Source organism: candidate division KSB1 bacterium (assembly GCA_034506255.1).
Classification (GTDB): domain Bacteria; phylum Zhuqueibacterota; class Zhuqueibacteria; order Zhuqueibacterales; family Zhuqueibacteraceae; genus Coneutiohabitans; species Coneutiohabitans thermophilus.
Map to the genome: position 1 here is coordinate 313,239 of JAPDPX010000002.1, position 22,141 is coordinate 335,379.

A 22,141-nucleotide genomic window follows, 5' to 3' on the forward strand; every position below is an offset into this window, starting at 1 on the left:
TGCAGTCTGGCTGTCTGCGCCAGCGGCATCGCCTCTGTCAGTGCTGTTGTTGTGGGGCGGGCGGCATCGGCAGGACTTTGGCGCCCGGGAAGAGTTTTTGATGTCCGGCGCGCACGACCCGGGCGCCCGTCGTCAGGCCGTTGATGATTTCGACATTCTCACGCTGGCGTGTGCCCAGCTCCACCGGCATTCTCGCCACCGTGCTGTCGGGCTGGATGAGGTAAACCAACGCCTGGTTTCCTTCCACGAAAACCGCCTCACTCGGGATGACCAGCGCGTCGGGCCGCTCATTGAGCACCACCGTCACATTGGCGGACATGCCGGGACGAAATTTGCCGCCGGGATTGTCGAGCCGCGCCACAATCCGGACCCGGCGCGTGGACTCATCGACTATGGGCTCGATAACATCCACCCGGCCGGTCAATTCATAGCCCGGATAGGCTGTGGTGGAGACTTTCAGCTCCGCGCCGCGCTGCAAGCTGCCGTAGTAGCGTTCGGGCGCGGAGAAGGTGACGCGCAGCCGGTCGATCTGCGCCAACTCAGTGATCGGTGCGCCTGCGCGCAGAAACGTGCCGGGGCTGACGCGGCGCGCGCCGGTAATCCCCGCGAACGGTGCCACGATGCGCGTCTTTTGCAATCGTGCGCGAATCAAGGCCAGTTCCGCTTCCGCCACTTTGAGCGCGGCCGCGGCATCGTCCAGGCTCTGTGCCGTGCCCAGGCCCTCCTCGGTGATGGTTTTGATGCGCTCGAAGGTCACCCTGCGCTGTTCGAGAATCGCCTGCGCGCGCTCTTCTTCCGCACGCATTTGCGCATCATCGAGCTGCGCAATCAAACCGCCTTTCGCGATGGCTTGGCCCTCCCGAAAAGGCAGGCTGATCACGGTCGCGTCGATTTCGGAGACGATCGTGACGGCATTCTCTGCCGCGATGGTGCCCACGGCTTCGAAGGGGTCGATGACCGCACTCTGCGCCACCGTGGCGACTTCCACCGGCATGGGCGGCATTTGAAAACCGCCGCGCGGCCCCTGTCGCGTTGCGCAGGCAGCCAGCATGAGCGACAAAACACCAAGGCCGGCGAGGCGAAATCTCGAGCGTGCCTGTCGCTGCTTGCATGAGGTAAGCATGTGGTAACGATCCTTTCCCGGAAGTATGACGGCATTTTGTGGCGATTATGGTGACAATGGCCGTGGCAGTGATTCTTGCATGCAGTGACGATAGCATTTTATTCGCACAAGGCCAAACTGTTTTCGTTGAAACATCATCGCGGGTTGCACGCGGGCACAAGATGCAGCATCACGGCCAAATCCCGCCCGCGGGGCAGGGGCCGGGATTGGTTTTGTCAACCCGGCGTTTCACCGGCTCCACTTCCCACGACGATCCCACGCCGCGTTCGAGCCGGTTGTCTGCCTCGCGTCTTTCGCAGCGATCCCGCCGGACATTTTCGGACACGATGTTCCGGATCGTAAGCCAACCATCCGGCCGCCGACCAGGCCCGCGCTGCCCGCCGGGTGAAACGCAAACAATGGCAGCCGCAGGATAAGGCAGGTGTGGAAATGAGGCGTGGGGGGAAGTGCGCCTTGGGTCCCGTCATTTTCAGGCTTCCTTGCCGGCCTTGACCGCTGCTGACAGAGACTGGTTCATGTTCGATTATCCGTTGTCGTTGCACACCGGCGGCGGAAGTGCGGGATGTTTCCGGTCAAGGTGCGCGATTTCATCGTGGCGGGCCGTGCCACGCAACCGATCGGGCGGGAAGACAACTCACGCCGCACAGCCGGCTTCTCCTGTTCCCTCAGGAGGCTGAAAATCACAAGGCAGAATGGTCGTTCGGCAAAGGGATGGGCAATTGCATTGCCGGTTGGCCATTCTGCCGGAACGCCAGGGGGCGGGTTGGTGTCTGCGCGGCATGCTTCCACAACGGCCGCCCCGCTGTTGTTGAAACAACGGCTCTGGAGCAAACCCGAAGGGTTTTGATAGAACAGCCCGGAGGTGGCACCCCCCCGCCCCGGCGTTGATGATTGCGGAGGGATATGAATCAGGCTTCCAATTTCGCGTCCAGCGTGATTTGTGCGGTGAGGGCGCGGGAGACGATGCAGTTGGCCCTGGCGTCGTTGGCGAGCTCGTCGAACTTGGCGCGAGACACCCCCGGCACTTTGCCGGTCAGCTCCAGATGAATCGTGGTGATCGTCCAATTGCCCTGCACTTGTTCGAGCGTCAAGTGCGCGCGCGTGCTCAGCTTTTCGGGCGGAAAACCCGCCGCGCTCAACTTCGCGCCCAGTGCCATGGTGAAGCAGCCTGCGTGCGCAGCGGCGATCAATTCTTCAGGATTGGTGCCCGTGCCGGATTCAAACCGGCCACTGAAGTTGTAGGGCGTTTCCTGCAGCGTGCCGCTTTGCGTCGAGAGTGTGCCCTTGCCCTCCTTCAAGGTTCCCTGCCAAACCGCAGAAGCTTGCCGTTTCATGTAACACTCCTTGTGGTTGAACTGTGTGAATTGTCGGTCAGCCTGCCAGAGTGACGACAGATGATTTGTGCTTCCGTCAGAGGCTGCGATTTTTCGCGACAGCACGCGGCGCCGATCGTCTGGCATGATCCGCGCCGGTTGCTGTCCGCGAGCGTCACCGCACGCCGCGCCTAGAGTTTGGGCGCCTGCGCGGGCTTCGCGATGGCCTCAATATTCAGATTGACTTCGACCTCTTTCCCGACAATGAGATTGCCGCCTTCCAGGGTTTTATCCCATTTCACGCCGTAATCAAAGCGATTGATCGTGGTGCGGGCTTCCACCGCCAGGCGTTTGTTGCCCCAGGGATCCTTGATCGTTCCCAGGAGCGTGAAGGGCAGCACGATTTCTTTGGTCACGCCCCGCATGGTCAGATCACCGACCGCCACAAAACCCTCACCCCTCTTCTCGATCTTCCTGCTGGTGAAGGTAATCAGCGAGTCCTGCGCGGCATTGAAGAAATCCTCGCTGCGCAAATGCTTGTCCCGCGCTTCGTTTTCGGTGTCGATGCTCGCCACCTTGATGGTGACGTTGACCGAGGATTGGCTGAGGTCTTTTTCGTCATAAATGATTGTCCCGGAAAAATCCTTGAATTTGCCGGTGACTTTCGCAATCACCATGTGGCGCACGGTGAACAGCACGTTGGAGTGCGAAGCGTCAATTTCGAATTTCTCACCGGCAACGCCGTTGGCCAGCAGCAGGCTGCCCAGCAGCAGCGCGCTCAGGGAAGTGGTGAAACGCATGGGTTCCTCCAAAAGATTAATGATGTGAGAACTGGAAGCAGCGTTGAAGAGGCCGGAAGCTGCAGGAGGACCCCGGACCGGTTCAACGCGGTGTCGCTAGCGATTTACCCAGTTTTTTCAACAGCCGGATAAGAGTGTCTTTTTCGTGCGGCGTCAGGGCGCTGGTCAGGCGCTCGATGGCTGCCGCATGCCGCGGGAAGATTTCGGCAATCAGACGGCCGCCGGCCTCGGTCAAATGGATGCGGAACATGCGGCGGTCGTCACTGGCGGTGACACGCTTGACCAGCCCCTTTTCCTCCAGGCGATCGACCACGCCAGTGACGTTGGCACCGCTCATCAGCAGCTTGCCGGCGATCTCGCACATCTTCAGGGGGCCGAGATGGGCGAGCACCTCCAGCACGGCAAACTGCGGCGGGGTCAGATCGGCGTCTTTGTGCGACAGGGCCTCGGCATGGGCAAAGGAATTGTAGCAGCGTGCCAGCACGACCCATAACTTCAATGCTTGTCGCCGGCAGGCGCTGTAGCCCTCGCGGTTGAGCAGGGCCTTGCGGGTCAAATGTTCCGCCATGGTTTTGCCGCACTCTCTTTAAGTAGAGATACTTCAAATTTGAATTTTCTATAGTTTAAAATAAAATCCATGAGAGTCAAGCCCTTTTTTCGTGGCGACTCCCGATCAGGCAATAAACTCTACGCAGCAGGGTGGTGTTTCCCCCCGATAACCGCGGCGACGCAGAGAGCGCAGAGTCTCAGCCTCACCAAGGTCTCATTGCGTTTTCTCTTCACTTCTGCGGTTTGAGCGGTGATTTTGAGACTGCGCGGCATCCCCAATTGCAGAGACTCATGGCTGCCCGTGGGCTTCGGATTGTAGTCCGTCGGAAATCAGACGTCATTCTGCTGATGCGGATGATGCCATTGGAATCGGTGAGCAAGCCGGGCGCGACACTGCGGAAGGCGGCGATGAGGTTTTGCCAACGATCGCCGGCGCCCGTGGAGGGAAGGAAGCGCAGGAGATCACCAGGCCACTGTCGTATGCAGACCGCGGGCACTGGCAAATACGCACCATTGGCGGCTGCCCACCTGGCTGTGGCTGCGCTGTTCCGCGAGCCCTTGCGCTGCACTGTTCACATTCGCAATCGCGAAAATCGCACCCAGCGTTACGTCCGACAGCCAGTGATCTTCACCATACAAACGGGCTGCGCCGCCCAGTGTGCCCACGCTGTACAGCAGCAGCTTGGCAGGCAGAGGTTGCAGGCGCCGGGCGAGCGTGTGGGAGAAGACCATGGCCACCATCGCATGGCCCGAAAAGAAGGAAGAGTAGGCTTCTGCACCGTGAAAGAAATCAAACTCCTTGTGACCCCGGCCGACATGCGGCCGTGCCCGACCGGAAGCGATTTTAACGGGGTATTGCACCGCGCCGGAGGCCAGCAAGCTCGCGGACAAAGTGACACAGGTTTCGCGCAGCCAGTCACTGTCCAACACCAGCCCGGAAAGATACAACCCGCCGGTGAGCAGGACAGCGGTACGCGGTTCGCCGCATTGCACGCCGAAGCTGGCGAGTTTGTCCCCGGTCCTGCTTTGGTTGCGCTGGAAGAAGCGGTTCACCTCTTCATCGGCGAAGGAAATGGCAAACGTGCCGGCGAGTACGGAACCGAAGATCGCCCAGTCTTTACTCCGCCAGCGCAGGGGATTGCTCAGCACGTGACCGGTGCCGGCCAGCACGTTGCCGGCATCGTGCACAAACTGCCGCGGCCAGTTGCTTGCTGATCGCTCCTGGCCATGAAGGGATGAGGCGCAGAAAACCAGCCAGGCAGACAACAGGCCACGGTGGAACAGGGTGCGCATGAAAATATCCTCAGGAGTGCTGGTGGAATCCCGCGGCTGCGGGGCGGCTTGCGTGGACGTGCAATATAGCCAGAAATGCCGGCCCTTGCAAAAATTATTTGGTGTGTGTCCAACAAGCGCAGCGTTTTGCGACAGCAGAGATTTAACGATGTTGTGAGCATTGCGATAGAAGCCCGGGAATCCGCCACCGTCTGAAGATGCCGGGAACCACGGCGCACCGGTCGGCAACAGTGTCGGTGGGGATCATTTTTAAAATCATCACATCCGGGTTGCTGCAGGCGGCCATGCTCACCTTTCAGCGTCGTCCCTCAGTAACGTGTGGAGTGGCGCAGACATCCCTGCCCGCAGAGAGCCTCCGCAGGGTTGCAAGATAAAGTCACGGTCAAACCGTGGCGGAATGGATGCGCTTTGCAGAGCGCCTGCAGCTTTGCGCCCCTGCGAGTTTGGGCTTTTGGATTTTATCGTCTCGAAAAAATTGGCAGCATTGGACGGGAGGTCTGCGTTACGTTCTCGCATGCAACTGAAGCCTGGCTTGCAAAACCGCGCCTCCGGCGGATTCGCACTGCCGCTGCGAGCTGCAGGAGTGGTGCCGGTTTTCCGCTTGACATTCTTTGCACCCGGCATTAGCTTGTGCGCAACTTTTTTCTGGAGCACAGCATGCGCGTCAAGTTTTGCGGTGCGGCACGAACCGTCACCGGATCGCAACATCTGATCACCCTCAACGGCAAACACCTCCTGCTGGAATGCGGTTTGTATCAGGGCCGGCGCGCAGAAGCGCGGGAGAAAAATCAGACCTTCCTGTTCGAGCCCGGCCAGGTCGACACCCTGGTGCTCTCCCATGCCCACATCGATCACTCCGGCAACATTCCCTCGCTGGTGAAGCACGGCTTTCAGGGCAACGTCATCGCCACGCGCGCCACCGTCAGCCTGTGCCACGTGATGCTGCGGGATTCCGCTTATCTGCAGGAAAAAGACGCCGAGTGGCTGCGCAAGAAGCGCGAGGAGGAGATCGAGCCGCTCTACACCATCCAAGATGCCGAGCTGGCGCTGCAGCACTTTGTGGGGGTCGAGTATGGCCGTCCATTCAATGTCGCGCCTGGTGTGCGGGCAACGTTTTATGATGCCGGCCACATCCTGGGATCGGCGGGCGTTTTGTTTGAGATCGAAGAAAAAGGCCGCCGCCTGCGTCTGGGATTCAGCGGTGACTTGGGCCGCTTCCACATGCCCATTCTGCGCGACCCGGTTCTGCTCGATGATCTCGATGTTTTGATCATGGAAAGCACCTACGGCGACCGCCAGCATCATGAGATCGAAGATGTGGAAGAGGAGCTGGCCGGGATCGTGCGCAGCGTGCACCAGCGCGGCGGCAGGATCATCATTCCCTCCTTCGCCGTGGGCCGCACCCAGATGCTGGTTTACTATCTTCACAAGCTCTGGCAGCACAATCGCATCCCCGAGTTGCCGATTTATGTGGACAGCCCGCTGGCGGTGGATGCCACCGCGGTCTTTCGCATGCATCCCGAATGCTTCGACCGTGAAACCTACCGCCTGTTTCTGCAGGATGGACAGGACCCTTTCGGGTTTCGGCGTCTCACCTATGTGCGCGATGTGGAGGACTCCAAGAAGCTCAACGAGCTCACCACCCCGGCGGTCATCATTTCCGCCTCCGGCATGGCGGAAGCCGGCCGCATCCTGCATCACCTGCGCAATCATATCGGCAGACCGGAAAATCTCGTATTGTTGGTGGGCTTCATGGCCGAACATACCCTGGGCCGCAAACTCGCTGACGGTGCCACCGAAGTCAAAATCTTTGGCGAGCTCTGCGAGCGCCGCTGCGAAGTCCGCAAACTCGAAGGTTTGAGTGCGCATGCGGATCGCGAGCAGTTGCTGGCTTTGGTGCAACGGCAGGATCCCCAAAAGCTGCAGCACATCTTTCTGGTGCACGGCGAGCCGGACCCGGCGGAAGCGCTGGCCGATCGCATTCGCGCCGCAGGCTACCGCGGCGTGCATGTGCCCTGGCCGGGAGAAGAAGTCACGATTTGAGCGCGGCCGGTGGCGGTGGGCAGGTGTGGGTAACACTTGCCCAAAAACACCGGTGCCGGCCACATGTGCCGAATCACGCGCAGGTCACATGCCTCTGTAAAGCGCAATTTTTCCCCGGCCGAGCCGGTCCTTCCAAAAACTTCGCATGCCATGGGTCGCAGGAAATTTTGCCGCCGCAGTCACGTTTTTGTAAACAGACATGTTCGCGAGTGTCCGCGATTTGGGATAGACACGATTTACCGCCCGAGGTGAGCCTCTCGCGTTTTCTGGAGGGGAATCACAGCAACACCTTGAAAACTTCCAGTCAAAAAAAACACACCTGCACTTCGTAGCGTTCCGCACTCGTCTGAAAAGTCGGCGCCCGCCAGCGCCCGGAGCAAGCCCCGGCGTCGGTGCCGGACACGCAGCGCAATTTTTCACAAGATTGGCGGGGATGACGCTCTGCAGGCGGCTTTGACAAAAAAGCAACACTGCACGGCGCTGCTTCCTGCCGGGAAACAGTGGAAGGGGCGCCTTCTTCCCTGCTGGCAAAGCGGAGAGTTCGGGAAGGAAGAAAATTTGAAAAGCGGGGGTGGCGGCAAAAGTCAGTTGGCTTCCGCAGCAATCTGCTTTTCGTAGATCTGCTTGCGCTCAGGATCCAGCCGCAGAAGAATTTGGAAGGGTTGGATGTCCTTGCGGCCCTTGAAGACGTCGATGATTTCGGAATAGTGGGCATCAATGAACTGCCTGGCCGCCTGGTTGTCCTTGTTCTCGCGCAAGACGATTTCGAGGCGCTCCAGCGACTGCTTGATGTACTCGCGCGCCGGGCCGGGCTCTTCCTGCAGGGCCGACATGCCGTAAAAGTAGTAGTCTTTCAGTTCGCGGAATTTCTTGTAGTTTTCTCCAAAGATGGTGAGGAGGGTGTCTTCCCGATAATCCCAGCCGTAGACAAACTGGCTGAATTTGGCTTCCTGCAGAATGGCGCGCGCTTTTTCGAAATATTGGGTTCCCGCCAGCGCGCCATACTTGTCGAGCTCGTTGCCGATCAGCAGATAGACATAGAAATCGATTAGCGCGCGCACCGGCACGTAGCCGGGTGAATCCGTGATGGTCTCATTTTGCTGGAAGGGAAAAATGGCGCGTTTGTCGAAGTACTGCAAATCCGGGCCGGAGATCATCAAGCTGCACTGGTAGCGGTCTTCGGTGCTGGTGGGTCGGTATTCCAGGAAAAACTGCAAACCAATGGTGAAGGGCATCACATAATCTTCCTCGATCCAGTCCTTGGCGTTGATATACTTTTCGACCTTGCCGGCAAAATCAGCCATGCGTGGTTTGAACTCATCGGGCAGCTTGTCCAAAATGGCTGTCACCTTGGCGCGCACAATGCCCTGCTCGGGCGCCGCGACCGCACCCGCGACCGCCAGCAGAAGCACCAGCCCGACGGTGCGAGCTGTGTTGCGAAGCGGAAAGGTCGAGAACATGTTTTTAACCTCCACCGGATAAAACAACACCATTCACGGAACGCGGCCAATATAGCCAGAGGGGCGCATGAAAGTCAAGCATATACTCTGGTGCCTTGTGCTGGTGGGCACCGGCTTTGCCCAGACGCAGGACTATGCGCTCGGCGTCCGGGCGCAGGCGATGGGAGGCAGCGGCGTCGCGCTGGCGCGGGAGGCGGAAGGTCAACTGCAGAATCCGGCGTTGCTTGCAGAACTGCCGGGGTGGAGCACGACGGTGTTTTACTCCCGGCCCTTCGGCTTGCCGGAATTGTCGTTGTCGAGCCTTGCGTTCGCCGGCCGGCTCGGCGGCCTGGGTGTTGGCAGCAGTGCGGTTGCCTTTGGACATGACTTGTTGCGTGAGCAAACATTGCTGTTGGCTGTTGCCCGGCGCTTCCCATTCCCCGGCCGGCCGGCAGCAGGGGGAATTGCGCTCGGCCTGCAATTCGGTGTGCAGCAAAAACGCATAGTCAACTACGGCCAGAGTCAAAGCGTCGTTGTCAATGCCGGTGTGCTGGCGCGCCTCCATGACAAGCTGGTGTGGGGGATGGCGGCCGGCAATCTCATGCGCACCAGGGCGGGCCGCGGTCAGGAACGCTTGCCGCGCCATCTTGCTTGCGGTTTGGCATATGTGGCCGGCCGCGCGCTCACCCTGCAATTCGATCTCTACAAGCAGCCGCCGTTTCCGCTGGAATGGCGCCTGGGATTGGAGCTGGCGCTGCTGCCGCCGCTCTGGTTGCGCCTGGGCGGCAGTGAGAACCCCGACCGTTTCACTTGTGGTTTGGCGCTGACAACACGGTCGGCCATGGTTCAAGTCACCACCTTTTCACACGTCGACCTGGGTTGGACACAGCAGGCGGCGCTTACCTTGAGAAGATGACATCGTTTGCTCAAAAGGCATTCTCCGCCGCACATTTGTCCCTTGCTTTGTCCTTCCTGAATTTTGCCTGCCGGCCGGCTGTGGTCCGGAGGAAATGGCTCGTGTGAAGTGCCCCCCCCTGCCGGAGTTGACCGCACGTTGGCTGCAAAATTTTTATGCACCCCTCTGGATGCTCGGGCGTCGCGATCAAATCGGCGCTTCTCGCGGAGGGAGTCAATCTGGGTGCACAATGCAGGTGGCAGCTTCGGGCTGGCAGCCTGTGCGACGGCGTTTTTTTGATGAAGTGAGAAAAAGTTCCGTCTCCTGTGCCGCACCTTTTTCACCTTTTTCACATTCCGGCCGCGTTGCCCCGGCGCTGAAGTGTGGCGTGGCGAATCATGATGGTGAATCATTCGAACAGGCGAGGCGAACTCCACGTCCCGATCTGCAACGCATTCATTGTGCACGCCGTTTTCTGCCCGCAGAACTGTCGTCTGGCGGATGACACGCGCACACGCTCCAGCAGAACGGAAATAGGCCTTGCATTGCGAGCGGGAATTCTTTATAATAATTTCGCTTTGAATGACATGCACGTTGTGTGTTGACATGTGTGTGACTGCAGCCGGAAACGAGGCGTGCGGAGTTGGGTCTCGCGCAAGAGGTGGAATGGATCGCAAATCACCAGTCGATGTTTTGATCGTTGGCGCAGGGCCGGTGGGGCTCGCGTGCGGTATTGCGGCACAGCGCAGCGGGCTTTCCGCTCTGATTGTTGAAAAGGGCGCGCTCACCAACGCGCTCTGCCATTTCCCGCGAAACATGCGATTCTTTTCCACTCCCGAGCTGCTGGAGATTGGCGACATCCCCTTCATCATTTCCGGTGACAAACCCACGCGGACGGATGCCCTCAACTATTACCGCCGTGTCGCGCAGCATTATGACCTGCGTCTCCATCTCTATGAAAAAGTCCTGCGCATTACCAAGGCCGCGGACACTTTCATTGTCTCCAGCGCGGCCGCAGACTATCAAGCCGGCAGCGTGGTGATCGCCACCGGCTATTACGATCATCCCAATCTGCTCAACGTTCCCGGTGAAGATCTCCCCAAGGTCTCTCATTATTACACCGAGCCGTTTCCTTTTTTTCGGCGGAAGGTTGCGGTGATCGGCGGGAAAAATTCGGCGGTGGAAGCTGCGCTCGACCTCTACCGCCATGGCGCGCAGGTCACGTTGATTCATCGCGGGCCGGAGATTCGGCAAAGTGTCAAGTACTGGATCCTGCCCGATATTCTCAACCGCATTCAAGAGGGCAGCATCGCGGCGCGCTTCAACACGCGCGTGGTGCAGATCACCCACGACGCACTCCTGCTGCAAAACCAGACGGGCGAAACCGAGACTCTGGCGAATGATTTCGTCTTTGCCCTCACCGGTTATCATCCCGATTATGCCTTTTTGCAGGCGTGCGGCATCGAGATCATCGGCGGGGAAAACTGCCCGCGTCATGATCCCGCGACTTTCGAGACCAACGTGCCCGGTCTGTACGTCGCGGGTGTGGTGGCCGCCGGCGGCAACGGCAACAAGATCTTCATCGAGAATGGCCGCGAGCATGCCGGGGTGATCATGCGCCACCTCGCCGGGCGCCTGCGGAATCAAGCCCGGCGCGCGGCCGTCAATGAACTTGCCCGGGTATAAAACGGGCGCGTGACACTCAGCCTGCTGCGTGCAGGATTACGGAAGCGAATTTTCCACTCAGTCTGGGGAGTGCAAGATGATCCGCAAAACCGGTTTGTGCTTGAGCCTGGTTGGGATGGTTGTCCTGCTCGCCGGCGGGACCTGCTCGCCGCCGCCACCGCAACAACGTCCGGGCAATGCTTATGAAGGCTCGGCGCACTGGGCGCGCGATCTGGCGCAACCGTTGATCACCAACTTTGCCGCTGATGCCCAACTCTACAACATCATGGGCATTCAAATCTTCCGGGACGGGCGGCTGCCCGCCAATCAGGGAAGCTGGGGGCTGGTCGCCTGGAGTCCCTCGCAGCAGCAAGAATTCCAGGTCAATGTGCGGCCTGACGGCTCCACCTCGACCAGCACGCGGCCGCAGACCTCGCCGCCGGGCGCCAATGGTCAGCCGTTGCCGGCGGGCTGGGTCAACAGCACGGACATTTTCAATGCCACGGCTCCGCATCGCGATCCGGCCGCCACTTTGGCGACGCTGGCGGCGTTCAACATCGCCACCTATTCGCAGCCGATGTGGGGCATCAACTTCAATGCCGGTGCACAACCGACACATTACGTGAAGTTCGACGGAACCTATATCGGCACCTCGCCTTGAGGTTGAATGTTGCGTTCTCCGGCAAGTCGAACCGCACGCAGGTTTTTCCTGCGGGTGCAGATTGAAATCCAGAGGAGTGAAGTTTGAAAGAATTCGATTTGGTGGTTGTTGGCGGCGGCCCCGGCGGTTATGTCGCGGCGATTCGTGCGGCCCAGCTCGGCATGAAAGTCGCCGTCATCGAAAAGGACAAGCTCGGCGGTTTGTGTTTGAATTGGGGCTGCATTCCGAGCAAGGCGCTGCTGCGCTCGGCGGAAGTTTATCACCTGCTGCAGCATGTCCAGGAGTTTGGCCTGGGCGTGGAGAGGGTCTCGTTCGAGTGGCAGAAGATCATTCAACGCAGCCGCAGAATCTCCGAGCAGATCAACAAGGGTGTGCACTTCCTGTTCCGCAAGAACAAAATCGAACACATTGATGGCGCCGGGCGTTTGCGCAAGGGCAACGTTGTCGAAGTCACCAAAGACGGCAAGGCAGTGGGTGAATACAAAGGCCGGAACCTTGTCATCGCCACCGGCGGCGCACATCGTTCGCTGCCCGGGGTCGCGCTCGATCGCCAGCGGGTGCTCACCAGCACCGAGGCCATGATTCTGCCGGAGAAGCCGAAAGCGATGATCATCATCGGCGGCGGCCCGATTGGCGTGGAATTCGCCTATTTCTACAATGCCTTCGGCTGCAAGGTGACCATTCTGGAGATGATGCCGCAAATTCTGCCGCTGGAAGATGAAGAAATCGTGAAGGCGCTCACCGCCAATTTCAAGAAAAGCGGGATTGCGGTGGAGACCAATGCCAAAGTTTCCGGCGTCGCGGTGGGGGCGCAGGAGGTCACCGTGAACTATACCGTCGGCGATGCCGAAAAGAAGATCACCGGCGAGGTGGCGCTCATGGCGATCGGCTTTGCCGGTCAGACCGCCAACCTTGGCCTGGAGGAAATCGGCGTGACGGTGGAGAAGAGTTTTATCACGGTTGACCGGCGGACATACGCCACCTCGGTGCCCGGGGTGTATGCCATTGGCGATGTGATCGGGCCGCCGCTGCTGGCACACGTGGCTTCAGCCGAAGGCATCGCCTGCGTCGAGCACATCGCGGGCAAGGCGCCCCATCCGGTGGATTACAACAACATCCCCGGCTGCACCTACTGCCAGCCGCAAGTCGGCAGTGTGGGATTGACCGAGAAACAGGCGCGTGAAAAAGGCTATGAGGTGGCCGTCGGCCGCTTCCCGTTCCGGCCGCTGGGCAAGGCGGTGGCGGTGGGGGAGACCGAAGGATTCGTCAAGCTGGTGGTCGACAAGAGATACGGCGAGATCCTGGGCGCGCACATTCTCGGCAGCGAAGCGACGGATATGATCGCAGAGCTGGTGGCGGCGCGGGCATTGGAAACCACGGTGCACACGCTGGCCAGGGTCGTGCATGCACATCCGACCTTCACCGAAGCGGTGATGGAAGCAGCCGCGGACGCGCTGGGCGAGGCGATCCACATTTAATGCCTGTTGGACAACGTCCGACCCCCGCGGCGCCGGGGGTTGCAAAACGGCGGGCTTGTGAAAACTCTGCGGAATTCAAGGCAACGGCCAGGCCGTCGCAGAAACAGTCGTTGGGAAGCGGGTGCTTGTGAATGGCGACTGTTGAGGAGATATTGCCGCCCATCCGCACACCGGCGTGGCTCGGGAGCGGCCGGGGAGTCGGGCTACAATTCACTGATCTCACCACCATACAAGGAGAAGCTGCAATGATGAAAAAGAAGGCCGTCAAGAAGGCAGCCAAGAAAAAAGCCACCAAGAAGAAGGCGGCTGCCAGAAAAAAAGCAGCGGCGAAGAAGAAGTAAGCAGGCGACTGTAACGAGTCGGCCGCTGTCGGCCTGGTTGAGTTGCAGCGTCAGTCCCGCTGCGGCGGGACTGATGTTTCGCAGTTGCACGACGCGATGAAATGGGATCACCGCGTTTTTTACATAAACCGCAAGCGGGTGTCTGATGAGCAGTTTGGTGTCCGTTCTCACGACTTTCGTGCTGCTCGGCGGCCTGGTCGGGTTGCTCCTGGTGTTGTCCTCCTGGCTCGGCCCCAAACGCACCAACAGCGTGAAAGAGGTGCCGTTCGAATGCGGCTGGGTTCCGATTGCCCTGCCCGGCGAACGGCGTTCGATTCGATTCTACATGATCGCGATCCTGTTCGTGCTTTTCGATATTGAAATCGTTTTTCTCTTCCCCTGGGCCACGGTGTTTCGCGAGCTGGGGCCGGGCGGATTTTTCAGCATGCTGACTTTCGTGGGCATTCTCGTGCTGGGACTGCTCTACGCGTGGAAGCGAGGTGCTTTGGAATGGGATTGAGAAATCTTCTCGGTGGCGACAATTTTGTCACTTCGCGCGTCGATGCCGCTGTCGGCTGGGCGCGCAAGTTTTCCCTGTTTCAATATCCGTTTGTCACGGCCTGCTGCGGCATGGAATACATGGCGGTCTCCGGGCCGCAATATGATCTTGACCGCTTCGGAGCCGCCCTCCCGCGTTTCAGCCCGCGCCAGGCTGACGTTCTGTTTGTCGTCGGCACGATCAGTCAGAAGATCGCGCCGATCTTGCGCCGGGTTTACGACCAGATGTGCGAACCCAAATGGGTGGTCGCCTTCGGTGTCTGTACCTGCACCGGTGGCTTTTACGACAACTACTCCACCGTTCAGGGCATCGACACCATCGTGCCGGTGGATGTTTACATTCCCGGCTGCCCGCCGCGGCCGGAAACCGTGCTGCAGGGTATCATGCTGCTGCAGGAGAAAATTCAAAAGCAGAAGCAGGAGTATTAAAACTTGGCCATGCTCAAATGCAGACCCTCGGACAAAATTTCAAGTTTCACATTTTGATCGTAACGCTTTGCAGGCTCCTTTGTAATGACGCTCTACTGGCGCACCAGCGTTTAAATCAAAATAGTGATCACCAATTTTACCCACTCCATTTAGGGGATTCGTGGGAGTATTTTGTCAATGGCTGGATGGGCGTTCGAGAAGATACGTAGGTTGTTTCAATGGCGCGTGATACAACGATAGCGGCGAAGGCGTTTAAAGTTGTGGCGACAAAATCCCTTCGTTTTAACGGCACAAGCTTGTCTTTCGAGCGAGTCGACACTCTTGGTGACGTTTACAAATACGATCCTAGCACGCAAAGGGAAGTTTTGCTGTATCGTTTCTCGGATCTCTCAAGATCGTTCTGGCCTTCTCAAAACCATCTGGCGCGGTTCGATACTTCATACACTGATGAGGTGTTTTCAAAGGCGCGAAAAATTTTAAGAACGAACTTCTATTTTTCCAACGACACCACGCAACTGCTTTTTGTTTACGACTTTGCTGATAGCCTAGGTCTTATCAGATCGGATTTTGGTCATTTGCAAGGCACTTTCCTTGGCGGGGCCCGAATAAACGGCGTTCTATACGGGACCTTCACTTCAGTTAAGGAAAAGTATGAAACGCCGGTGAGTTTTACGCTTTATCAAAACTATCCAAATCCTTTTAGGACGAGTAGCACCATTGAATTTTTGATCACAAACTCAAGCTACGTTACCTTGAAAGTTTTTGATGTTCTAGGACGAGAAATTATCTCGTTGATAGATGCTCACCTTTCTGCTGGAAAGCACAAAGTCGTTTGGCACCCTGAAAGGCTTGCCGCTGGAAAATATTTTTACAGACTCAGCTTTGAAACGCACAGCAAGGTGAGAGAGCTTACTTTTCAGAAGTAACGCCATTCCATCCCGACTATTTTTAGTTTGAGCATTGATGAAGAATGATAACGACACGGCAAATCATCTTTAGCGCCAGCTTGCAAACCTTTCTGACGCTGGGCGAAATAGCTTTAGAGTCTATCCGAAAACCAGAAAGTTCGTAATATCAACAACTAAAAGTGCGGCAAAAATACATACCAGCTTTTTAATTTATTTTTCCAGCTTTCATTGGCATGAATACCACTCATGCTAATGAATTCGACGTGAATCCCGGGTTCTTACCCAGCGAAGAACTCTGGCAGCTCGTTGAAATGTTGCTGCCACCTTGGCCAGACAAACCAAAAGGTGGCAGACCACCGATGCCGGACAAACAAGCCTTCTTTGCCATCCACTATATCTTGGTGACCGGTATCCAGTGGAAGGCCTTGCCGCGCTCGCTCGGTGCGCCCAGCACCGTTCATGATCGTTTCCCAAAATGGGTGCGGTTGGGCCTGTTTTGGATCTTTGGCGTCTGGGCGTGCATACTTATGACCATGTCCTCCCTCTGATGTGGGAGTGGCAAGTTATGGATGGTGCCATCACGAAAGCCCCTCTGGGGGCGAAAACACTGGCCCCAATCCCACCGATCGCGCCAGGCGAGGTACCAAACGGCATCTTCTGACCGATGGCCGGGGCATTCCGCTGGCACTGGTGGTGAGCGGAGCCAATCGTAATGATTTCAAAGAAACCAAAGCAGTGTTGGACAATCTCGTGATGGCACGCCCCCAACCGACCACACGCAAGCAACAAAACCTGTGTCTTGACAAAGGCTATGATTATCCGGAAGTGGCGAAAATCGTGGCAGCATACGGTTACACCGCACACCTGCGGCGCCGCGGTGAAGAGCACGCACAGGAAAAGAACATTCCGGGTTATCGCGCGCGGCACTGGGTGGTGGAACGCACACACAGTTGGATGAATGGAAATCGCCGGCTACTCATTCGTTGGGAAAAGAAGACGGCCAATTATGAAGCCTTTCTCCCTCTGGCGTGTGCGATCATTGCCGTTCGCCGTACCCTCGCGGTTTTCGGATAGGCTCTTAGTCGTCGGTGACCGAAGCGAGCACGGCAAGATGACTTTGCTTCAATAGACCTCGTTCCTGGATAAACATTTATGTCTTGGCTAGAAACCATCGTTGCAAAATTTCCCGAAGCCGTGCAAATCGTGCCTTCGAAAGCGCAAGAGCACGTGCTCATTGTCACGCGCGAAGCATTGCACGCGCTCTGCCGCTACTTGCGCGACGAGCACAATCCGGCCTTCAATTTCCTGATGGACCTCGGCGGCGTGGATTATCTCACCTTTCCGGAACCCCGGCCGGAACGCTTCGAGGTGATCTACAATCTCTTCGCCTGGCCGCAAAAACTGCGCTTGCGTCTGCGCGTGCCGGTGCCGGAGCACGATCCCATCCTGCCCTCGGTTTCCCACCTGTGGGCCGGCGCGGGCTGGTATGAACGCGAAGTGTGGGACATGTTCGGCATTCGCTTCAAAGGGCTCGCCGATCATCGCCGCATCCTGCTCTATGACGAGTTCAAGGGCCATCCGCTGCGCAAGGACTATCCCATCAACCGCCGGCATCCGCTCGTCTCCAACGAGAAGATGAATGCCCCCGGGAGCAACGGCCATGCACGCACGTTTCGCATCAAGACCCCCCAGCCCGGCGCGAACACGCAGAACATGCTGCTCAACATGGGGCCCTCGCATCCGGCCATGCACGGGGTCATCCACCTGCTGCTCGAGCTCGACGGCGAAATTGTCGAGCGCGCCGACGTTGGCATTGGCTATCTCCACCGCGCTTTCGAAAAGGATGCCGAAGCCGTGACCTGGACGCAGGTTTTTCCCTACACCGACCGTCTCAACTACGTCTCGCCGCTGCTCAACAATGTCGGTTACGCCCTGGCGGTGGAAAAGCTGATGGGGCTGAAGACCACCGAGCGCTGCCAGTACATTCGCGTGATCATGTCGGAGATCTCCCGCATCACCGACCATTTGACCTGCATCGGCGCCAACGCCATGGAACTCGGCGCGATGACCGGCTTTCTCTATTTCATCAAAGTGCGTGACATGCTGTTCGAGCTGATCGAGGAAATCACCGGGGCGCGCCTGACCGTCTCCTACGTGCGAATCGGCGGCGTCAAGGCCGATCTCACGCCCACTTTTGCCGACAATCTGCGCAAGATTCTCAAAGAGCTGCGCATTGCTTTGGACGAACTGCACAAGCTGCTCACCCGCAACCGCATTTTCGTGGACCGCATGCAGGGCGTGGGCGTGATCAGCAAACAGCAGGCGGTCGACTACGGCTTCACCGGTCCAATGCTGCGCGCCTGCGGCATCGATTACGACGTGCGCAAGGCGGAGCCCTATCTCGTTTATGACCGTCTCGATTTCGACATTCCCTATGGCAGCAACGGTGACAATTACGACCGCTATCTCGTCCGCATGGAGGAAATCGAACAGAGCATGCGCATTTTGGAGCAGTGCCTGCAGCAGATTCCGGGCGGCGAAATCAACGTCGATCACGAGGGCAGGGTCATGCCGGCCAGCGTGATGGCGGACTATGGCAAGTTTGGCCGGACCAAGGGGCTGCTGCAGATCGAGGCGCTGACCGACCCCACACTCTCCGGCGGGAACTCGCGGCTGCGCGACAACATCTTCCCCGACAACAAGCGTGTCGTCCTGCCGGCCAAGGAAAAGGTCTACGGCAGCATCGAAGGCCTGATGAATCACTTCATGCTGATCATGGAAGGCTACGGCATTGCGCCGCCCATCGGCGAAGCCTACCAGGCGGTCGAGGGCGCGAACGGCGAGCTGGGCTTTTACGTCATCAGTGACGGCAGTGGCAAGCCCTACCGGGTGGATGTGCGGCCGCCCTGCTTCGCGCTGATGTCCGGCTTTCATGAAATGATCAAAGGCGATGCGGTGGCGGATATCATCGCGACCTTCGGCACGGTGAACATGATTGCAGGAGAATTGGATCGATGAGTGCAAAATTGTCGCAAGCGGCGCGCGACCGCATTGCCGAGTTGTTCACCCACTATCCGCCGGAGCACAAGCGCGCGGCGCTGCTGCCGATCCTGCACGTGGTGCAGGAGGAAATTGGCTATATCCCGGTTGAGCTCGAAGAGGAGATCGCGGGGTTGGTGGGCGTGCCGGTGGTGAAAGTAAAAGAAGTCCTTTCCTTCTACACCTGGTTTCGCCAGCAGCCGGTGGGCAAGTATCACTTTCAAGTGTGCCGCACCCTCTCCTGCAGTCTGCGCGGCCACCGCGAGATTCTCGCATATTTGGAAAACAAACTCGGCATCAAGGCCGGGGAGACCTCGGCCGACGGCAGATACACGATCAGTACGGTGGAATGCCTGGCCTCCTGCGAAACCGCACCGATGATGCAGTTGAACGAGAAATATATCGATCATCTCACGCCGGAGAAAATCGATGAGATTTTGGCGGGATTGCCGTAAGCTACGGCGGATCGCGCGCGACCTCAACCGTTAACCACTTGCCTTTTCCCATTCATGATAGACATGGACACAACGTTGACACCCAACGGCGGCATTCTCACCCCCCTCATCAGAAAGAACTGCCAGATTTTGCGGAACTATCTCGAGGCCGGCGGCTATGCCGCTGCGCGCAAGGCGCTGGCCATGACGCCGGAGGCGATCATCAACGAAGTCACCAAATCCAATTTGCGCGGACTGGGCGGCGCGGGCTTTCCCACCGGCCGCAAGTGGAGTTTCATCCCTAAAAACTCCCCCAAGCCGAAATATCTGGTGATCAACGCCGATGAAAGCGAACCGGGCACTTTCAAGGATCGCTACCTCATCACCCGTGCGACACACGCCCTGCTGGAAGGCATCATCATTGCCGCCAGGGCCATCGATGCCCACACCGCCTACATCTACATCCGCGGCGAGTATGTCGAGCCGGCCCGCATCCTGCAGGCCGCCATCGACGAGGCTTATCAAAACGGCATCCTGGGCCGCAAAGTGCTGGGCACGGATTATGAGTTGAATGTCTACGTGCACCGCGGTGCCGGCGCCTACATCTGCGGCGAGGAAACCGCGCTGCTGGAATCACTCGAGGGCAAAAAAGGCTGGCCGCGCATGAAGCCGCCTTTTCCCGCGATCGAAGGCTTGTTCCGCTGCCCGACCATCGTCAACAACGTCGAGACCATTTCCTACGTCCCCGCGATTCTCGCCAACGGCGGGGAGTGGTTCGCAAAACTCGGCAGTGAGCGCAACGGCGGCTATCGCTTTTACAGCGTCAGCGGTCATGTCAACCGGCCCGGCGTTTATGAATTGCCGCACGGCACGACCTTGCGCGAGATTCTCTACACCCATGCCGGCGGCATTCGCAACGGCAAAAAGCTCAAAGCCGTGATTCCCGGCGGCTCTTCCTCGCCGGTGCTGCGGCCCGAGGAGATCGACGTGAAGATGGACGTCGATTCGCTGGCAGCCATCGGGTCGATGATCGGCTCGGCGGGCGTGATTGCCATCGATGAAGACACCTGCCTGCTCGAAGTCCTGCGAGTGACTGCGCGTTTTTATCATCATGAAAGTTGCGGCCAGTGCACGCCCTGCCGGGAAGGCACCGGCTGGTTGGAGAAGGTGCTGGCGCGCATGCGGCGCGGCGAGGGCAACCCCCAGGATCCGGACCGGCTGTTGAGCATTGCCACCGGCATCATGGGCAACACCATTTGTCCGCTCGGCGATGCTGCGGCCATGCCGGTTTTCGGCTTTGTGAAAAAGTTCCGAGAAGAGTTCGAAGCACACGCCAGGTATGGCAGATGCCACACCGGTGCGTTCACCAGTTGGCAGCCACCGGCCAGGCCCGGCGCCTGAGTTGGTCGGTGGCTGACCCGGCGGCACGGCCGCCGGCACAAATCTGCAAATGTCGGCCGGGGCCGCTGCATCCGCAACCGGGCGGTGGCGCCGCCTCCTCTTGAATCCGATATTTCAAACTCCCGCATATGCCCAACATCACGATTGACGGCAAAACCGTTGAAGTCGAACCCGGCACCACGGTGATTCAGGCCGCGGAGAAACTCGGCATCGAGTTGCCGCGTTACTGCTACCATCCCGGCCTGAGCATCGTCGGCCAGTGCCGTATTTGTCTCGTGGAAATTGAAAAGATGCCCAAGCCGCAGGTGGCCTGCTACACGCCGGTGACTGACGGCATGGTGGTGCACACGCAAAGCGAGAAAGCGCTGCGTGCCCGCAAAGATGTGCTCGAATTGCTGCTGGTCAATCACCCGCTCGACTGCCCGGTGTGTGATCAGGCCGGCGAATGCTGGCTGCAGGAGTATTACATGCGCCTCGGCCAGTATGACAGCAAGATGATCGAAGACAAGGTGAAGAAGGACAAGGCAGTCGATCTCGGCCCGCATGTCATGCTCGACCAGGAGCGCTGCATCCTGTGCACGCGCTGTGTGCGCTTTTGTGATGAGATCAGCAAGAGTCATGAATTGGGCATCTTCAACCGCGGGGACCACGCCGTGCTGGCGCCCCATCCCGGCAGACGTCTCGACAATCTGTATTCCGTCAACACGGTTGACATCTGCCCGGTGGGCGCGCTCACCGAAAAGGATTTTCGCTTTGAAGCGCGCGTCTGGTATCTGCACTCAACCCCCTCCATTTGTCCCGGCTGCAGCACCGGCTGCAACATCGCGATACACACCAACACCGAGCGCACCCATCACGCCCAGGGCCGGCGCGTGGTGCGCCTGAAACCGCGCTACCATCCCGAGGTGAATCAATGGTGGATGTGCGACATTGGCCGTTATTCCTTCAAGAGTGTCGATGATCCCTCCCGGCTGACCGCGCCGATGCTGCGGCAGGACGGGCAGTGGATTGCAACCAGTTGGGAAGTGGTGAGCGAGGCCGTGACGCACAAGATCAAGACGGCGGGTGCGGAACGGGTGGGCTTGTGGGCCTCGCCGCAGTTGACCAATGAAGACCTGTTCGTCCTGAAAAAATTTGCCGACCGTCTGGGCCTCACCCGCGTGGCAGCCACGCTCGCACCCCTGCAAAAGCCGGTGCGTGACAACTTCCTGATCAAGGAAGATCACAACCCGAATACGCGCGGTCTGGAGTTCACCGGTTTCCCGCTCGACACGCAGGCCTCGGCTGACTTGCTGCAGCAGGCGGCGGACGGCAAACTCGCCGTGCTGCTGATCTTTTACCATGATTTGACCTGCGCGTTTGCCGGCGAGGCGGTGAGTCGCGCGCTGGCAAAAGTGCCGACCGTGGTTTTCATCGGCCCCAATCACAATGCCACCAGCGCCGCCGCCCATTTCCTGCTGCCGGCCGCGGCGTGGCCGGAAAGCGACGGCACATTCACCAATTTTGCCGGGCGGGTGCAGCGCTTGCGGCAGGCGGTGCCGCCCCTGGGCGATGCCCGGCCGGTTTGGCAAATCCTGAAATTGCTCGGCAAACCGCTCGGCGTCATCGTGCCCTATCTCGAAGCCGGGGATGTTTTTGCCGCGCTCGCGCGCGAAAACCGCGCCTTTGCCGGCATGTCGTATGCAACCATCGGCGAGTTGGGCCACCAGTCCGGTGAAGAGGCTCATGCCGTGAAGACTCGGCGCCTCAATCAAGTGCCGGACAAGCTGCGCATTGTTCCCATTTTTGGATAG

General features: G+C 58.7%; 20 protein-coding genes and 1 pseudogene. 14 read left to right on the forward strand and 7 right to left on the reverse strand.

The annotated features are described in order from the left end of the window. Positions 1–37: 37 nt before the first annotated feature. The 6 genes from ONB52_04885 to ONB52_04910 all read right to left on the reverse strand — a co-directional run bounded on the left by ONB52_04885 (position 38) and on the right by ONB52_04910 (position 5,078). Complete coding sequence (locus ONB52_04885) at positions 38–1,123, reverse strand: efflux RND transporter periplasmic adaptor subunit (GenBank protein MDZ7415482.1); 1,086 nt, start codon at positions 1,121–1,123, stop codon at positions 38–40. Positions 1,124–1,292: 169 nt separating this feature from the next. Then, positions 1,293–1,448 (reverse strand): hypothetical protein, encoded by a 156-nt coding sequence (locus ONB52_04890; protein ID MDZ7415483.1) that lies wholly within the window; start codon positions 1,446–1,448, stop codon positions 1,293–1,295. A 583-nt stretch (positions 1,449–2,031) separates the two neighbouring features. Then, a complete protein-coding gene (locus ONB52_04895) occupies positions 2,032–2,457 on the reverse strand; it encodes an OsmC family protein (protein MDZ7415484.1) in 426 nt (141 codons plus the stop codon). Between the two features lie 170 nt (positions 2,458–2,627). Then, entirely contained in the window at positions 2,628–3,236 is a 609-nt protein-coding gene (locus ONB52_04900; GenBank protein ID MDZ7415485.1) for a YceI family protein, read from the reverse strand. An 82-nt stretch (positions 3,237–3,318) separates the two neighbouring features. Next, positions 3,319–3,804, reverse strand: coding sequence for a MarR family transcriptional regulator (locus ONB52_04905; GenBank protein ID MDZ7415486.1), 486 nt, complete (start codon positions 3,802–3,804; stop codon positions 3,319–3,321). 443 nt (positions 3,805–4,247) lie between these two features. Beyond that, on the reverse strand, positions 4,248–5,078 hold the full coding sequence (locus ONB52_04910; GenBank protein ID MDZ7415487.1) for a phosphatase PAP2 family protein: 831 nt from the start codon (positions 5,076–5,078) through the stop codon (positions 4,248–4,250). Positions 5,079–5,735: 657 nt separating this feature from the next. Here ONB52_04910 and ONB52_04915 point away from each other — a divergent pair. Next, complete coding sequence (locus tag ONB52_04915) at positions 5,736–7,121, forward strand: MBL fold metallo-hydrolase (protein MDZ7415488.1); 1,386 nt, start codon at positions 5,736–5,738, stop codon at positions 7,119–7,121. Between the two features lie 584 nt (positions 7,122–7,705). Here the strand turns inward: ONB52_04915 and ONB52_04920 are convergent. Next, positions 7,706–8,581 carry a DUF4835 family protein gene (locus ONB52_04920; protein MDZ7415489.1) on the reverse strand — a complete coding sequence of 292 codons (876 nt, stop codon included), beginning with the start codon at positions 8,579–8,581 and terminating at the stop codon, positions 7,706–7,708. Positions 8,582–8,648: 67 nt separating this feature from the next. On the opposite strand from ONB52_04920, the gene ONB52_04925 reads away from it, so the two are divergent. The 13 genes and pseudogenes from ONB52_04925 (at position 8,649) to ONB52_04985 (ending at position 22,141) form a co-directional block, all read left to right on the forward strand. Continuing rightward, positions 8,649–9,476 (forward strand): hypothetical protein, encoded by an 828-nt coding sequence (locus tag ONB52_04925; GenBank protein MDZ7415490.1) that lies wholly within the window; start codon positions 8,649–8,651, stop codon positions 9,474–9,476. Between the two features lie 645 nt (positions 9,477–10,121). Then, positions 10,122–11,141 (forward strand): YpdA family putative bacillithiol disulfide reductase, encoded by a 1,020-nt coding sequence (locus tag ONB52_04930; protein MDZ7415491.1) that lies wholly within the window; start codon positions 10,122–10,124, stop codon positions 11,139–11,141. Positions 11,142–11,217: 76 nt separating this feature from the next. Beyond that, the gene (locus ONB52_04935; GenBank protein MDZ7415492.1) at positions 11,218–11,781 is read left to right on the forward strand and encodes a hypothetical protein; all 564 of its coding nucleotides are present in this window, start codon (positions 11,218–11,220) and stop codon (positions 11,779–11,781) included. Positions 11,782–11,864: 83 nt separating this feature from the next. After that, entirely contained in the window at positions 11,865–13,259 is a 1,395-nt protein-coding gene (gene lpdA, locus ONB52_04940) for a dihydrolipoyl dehydrogenase (protein ID MDZ7415493.1), read from the forward strand. A 131-nt stretch (positions 13,260–13,390) separates the two neighbouring features. Further along, positions 13,391–13,600 carry a hypothetical protein gene (locus ONB52_04945; GenBank protein ID MDZ7415494.1) on the forward strand — a complete coding sequence of 70 codons (210 nt, stop codon included), beginning with the start codon at positions 13,391–13,393 and terminating at the stop codon, positions 13,598–13,600. 157 nt (positions 13,601–13,757) lie between these two features. Continuing rightward, on the forward strand, positions 13,758–14,099 hold the full coding sequence (locus tag ONB52_04950) for an NADH-quinone oxidoreductase subunit A (GenBank protein MDZ7415495.1): 342 nt from the start codon (positions 13,758–13,760) through the stop codon (positions 14,097–14,099). Beyond that, positions 14,096–14,566 carry an NADH-quinone oxidoreductase subunit B gene (locus ONB52_04955; GenBank protein MDZ7415496.1) on the forward strand — a complete coding sequence of 157 codons (471 nt, stop codon included), beginning with the start codon at positions 14,096–14,098 and terminating at the stop codon, positions 14,564–14,566. The genes ONB52_04950 and ONB52_04955 overlap by 4 nt, the downstream gene beginning before the upstream one ends. A 218-nt stretch (positions 14,567–14,784) precedes the next feature. Then, positions 14,785–15,492 carry a T9SS type A sorting domain-containing protein gene (locus ONB52_04960; GenBank protein ID MDZ7415497.1) on the forward strand — a complete coding sequence of 236 codons (708 nt, stop codon included), beginning with the start codon at positions 14,785–14,787 and terminating at the stop codon, positions 15,490–15,492. A gap of 293 nt (positions 15,493–15,785) precedes the next feature. Next, a pseudogene (locus tag ONB52_04965) lies at positions 15,786–16,548 on the forward strand (IS5 family transposase). 78 nt (positions 16,549–16,626) lie between these two features. Further along, the gene (locus ONB52_04970) at positions 16,627–18,492 is read left to right on the forward strand and encodes an NADH-quinone oxidoreductase subunit D (GenBank protein MDZ7415498.1); all 1,866 of its coding nucleotides are present in this window, start codon (positions 16,627–16,629) and stop codon (positions 18,490–18,492) included. Next, positions 18,489–18,968: an NAD(P)H-dependent oxidoreductase subunit E gene (locus ONB52_04975; GenBank protein MDZ7415499.1), complete on the forward strand. Its 480-nt coding sequence runs from the start codon at positions 18,489–18,491 to the stop codon at positions 18,966–18,968. Before ONB52_04970 ends, ONB52_04975 begins: the two co-directional genes overlap by 4 nt. 63 nt (positions 18,969–19,031) lie before the next feature. Further along, complete coding sequence (gene nuoF / locus ONB52_04980; protein ID MDZ7415500.1) at positions 19,032–20,348, forward strand: NADH-quinone oxidoreductase subunit NuoF; 1,317 nt, start codon at positions 19,032–19,034, stop codon at positions 20,346–20,348. A 128-nt stretch (positions 20,349–20,476) separates the two neighbouring features. Then, positions 20,477–22,141, forward strand: a complete 1,665-nt coding sequence (locus ONB52_04985) for a molybdopterin-dependent oxidoreductase (GenBank protein MDZ7415501.1) — start codon at positions 20,477–20,479, stop codon at positions 22,139–22,141.

Coding starts and splice junctions, on each gene's coding strand:
- ONB52_04885 (MDZ7415482.1), bottom strand. CDS start 1,123: ATGCTTACCTCATGCAAGCAGCGACAGGCACGCTCGAGATTTCGCCTC.
- ONB52_04895 (MDZ7415484.1), bottom strand. CDS start 2,457: ATGAAACGGCAAGCTTCTGCGGTTTGGCAGGGAACCTTGAAGGAGGGC.
- ONB52_04900 (MDZ7415485.1), bottom strand. CDS start 3,236: ATGCGTTTCACCACTTCCCTGAGCGCGCTGCTGCTGGGCAGCCTGCTG.
- ONB52_04905 (MDZ7415486.1), bottom strand. CDS start 3,804: ATGGCGGAACATTTGACCCGCAAGGCCCTGCTCAACCGCGAGGGCTAC.
- ONB52_04910 (MDZ7415487.1), bottom strand. CDS start 5,078: ATGCGCACCCTGTTCCACCGTGGCCTGTTGTCTGCCTGGCTGGTTTTC.
- ONB52_04915 (MDZ7415488.1), top strand. CDS start 5,736: ATGCGCGTCAAGTTTTGCGGTGCGGCACGAACCGTCACCGGATCGCAA.
- ONB52_04920 (MDZ7415489.1), bottom strand. CDS start 8,581: ATGTTCTCGACCTTTCCGCTTCGCAACACAGCTCGCACCGTCGGGCTG.
- ONB52_04925 (MDZ7415490.1), top strand. CDS start 8,649: ATGAAAGTCAAGCATATACTCTGGTGCCTTGTGCTGGTGGGCACCGGC.
- ONB52_04930 (MDZ7415491.1), top strand. CDS start 10,122: ATGGATCGCAAATCACCAGTCGATGTTTTGATCGTTGGCGCAGGGCCG.
- ONB52_04935 (MDZ7415492.1), top strand. CDS start 11,218: ATGATCCGCAAAACCGGTTTGTGCTTGAGCCTGGTTGGGATGGTTGTC.
- ONB52_04945 (MDZ7415494.1), top strand. CDS start 13,391: ATGGCGACTGTTGAGGAGATATTGCCGCCCATCCGCACACCGGCGTGG.
- ONB52_04960 (MDZ7415497.1), top strand. CDS start 14,785: ATGGCGCGTGATACAACGATAGCGGCGAAGGCGTTTAAAGTTGTGGCG.
- ONB52_04970 (MDZ7415498.1), top strand. CDS start 16,627: ATGTCTTGGCTAGAAACCATCGTTGCAAAATTTCCCGAAGCCGTGCAA.
- ONB52_04975 (MDZ7415499.1), top strand. CDS start 18,489: ATGAGTGCAAAATTGTCGCAAGCGGCGCGCGACCGCATTGCCGAGTTG.
- nuoF (MDZ7415500.1), top strand. CDS start 19,032: ATGGACACAACGTTGACACCCAACGGCGGCATTCTCACCCCCCTCATC.
- ONB52_04985 (MDZ7415501.1), top strand. CDS start 20,477: ATGCCCAACATCACGATTGACGGCAAAACCGTTGAAGTCGAACCCGGC.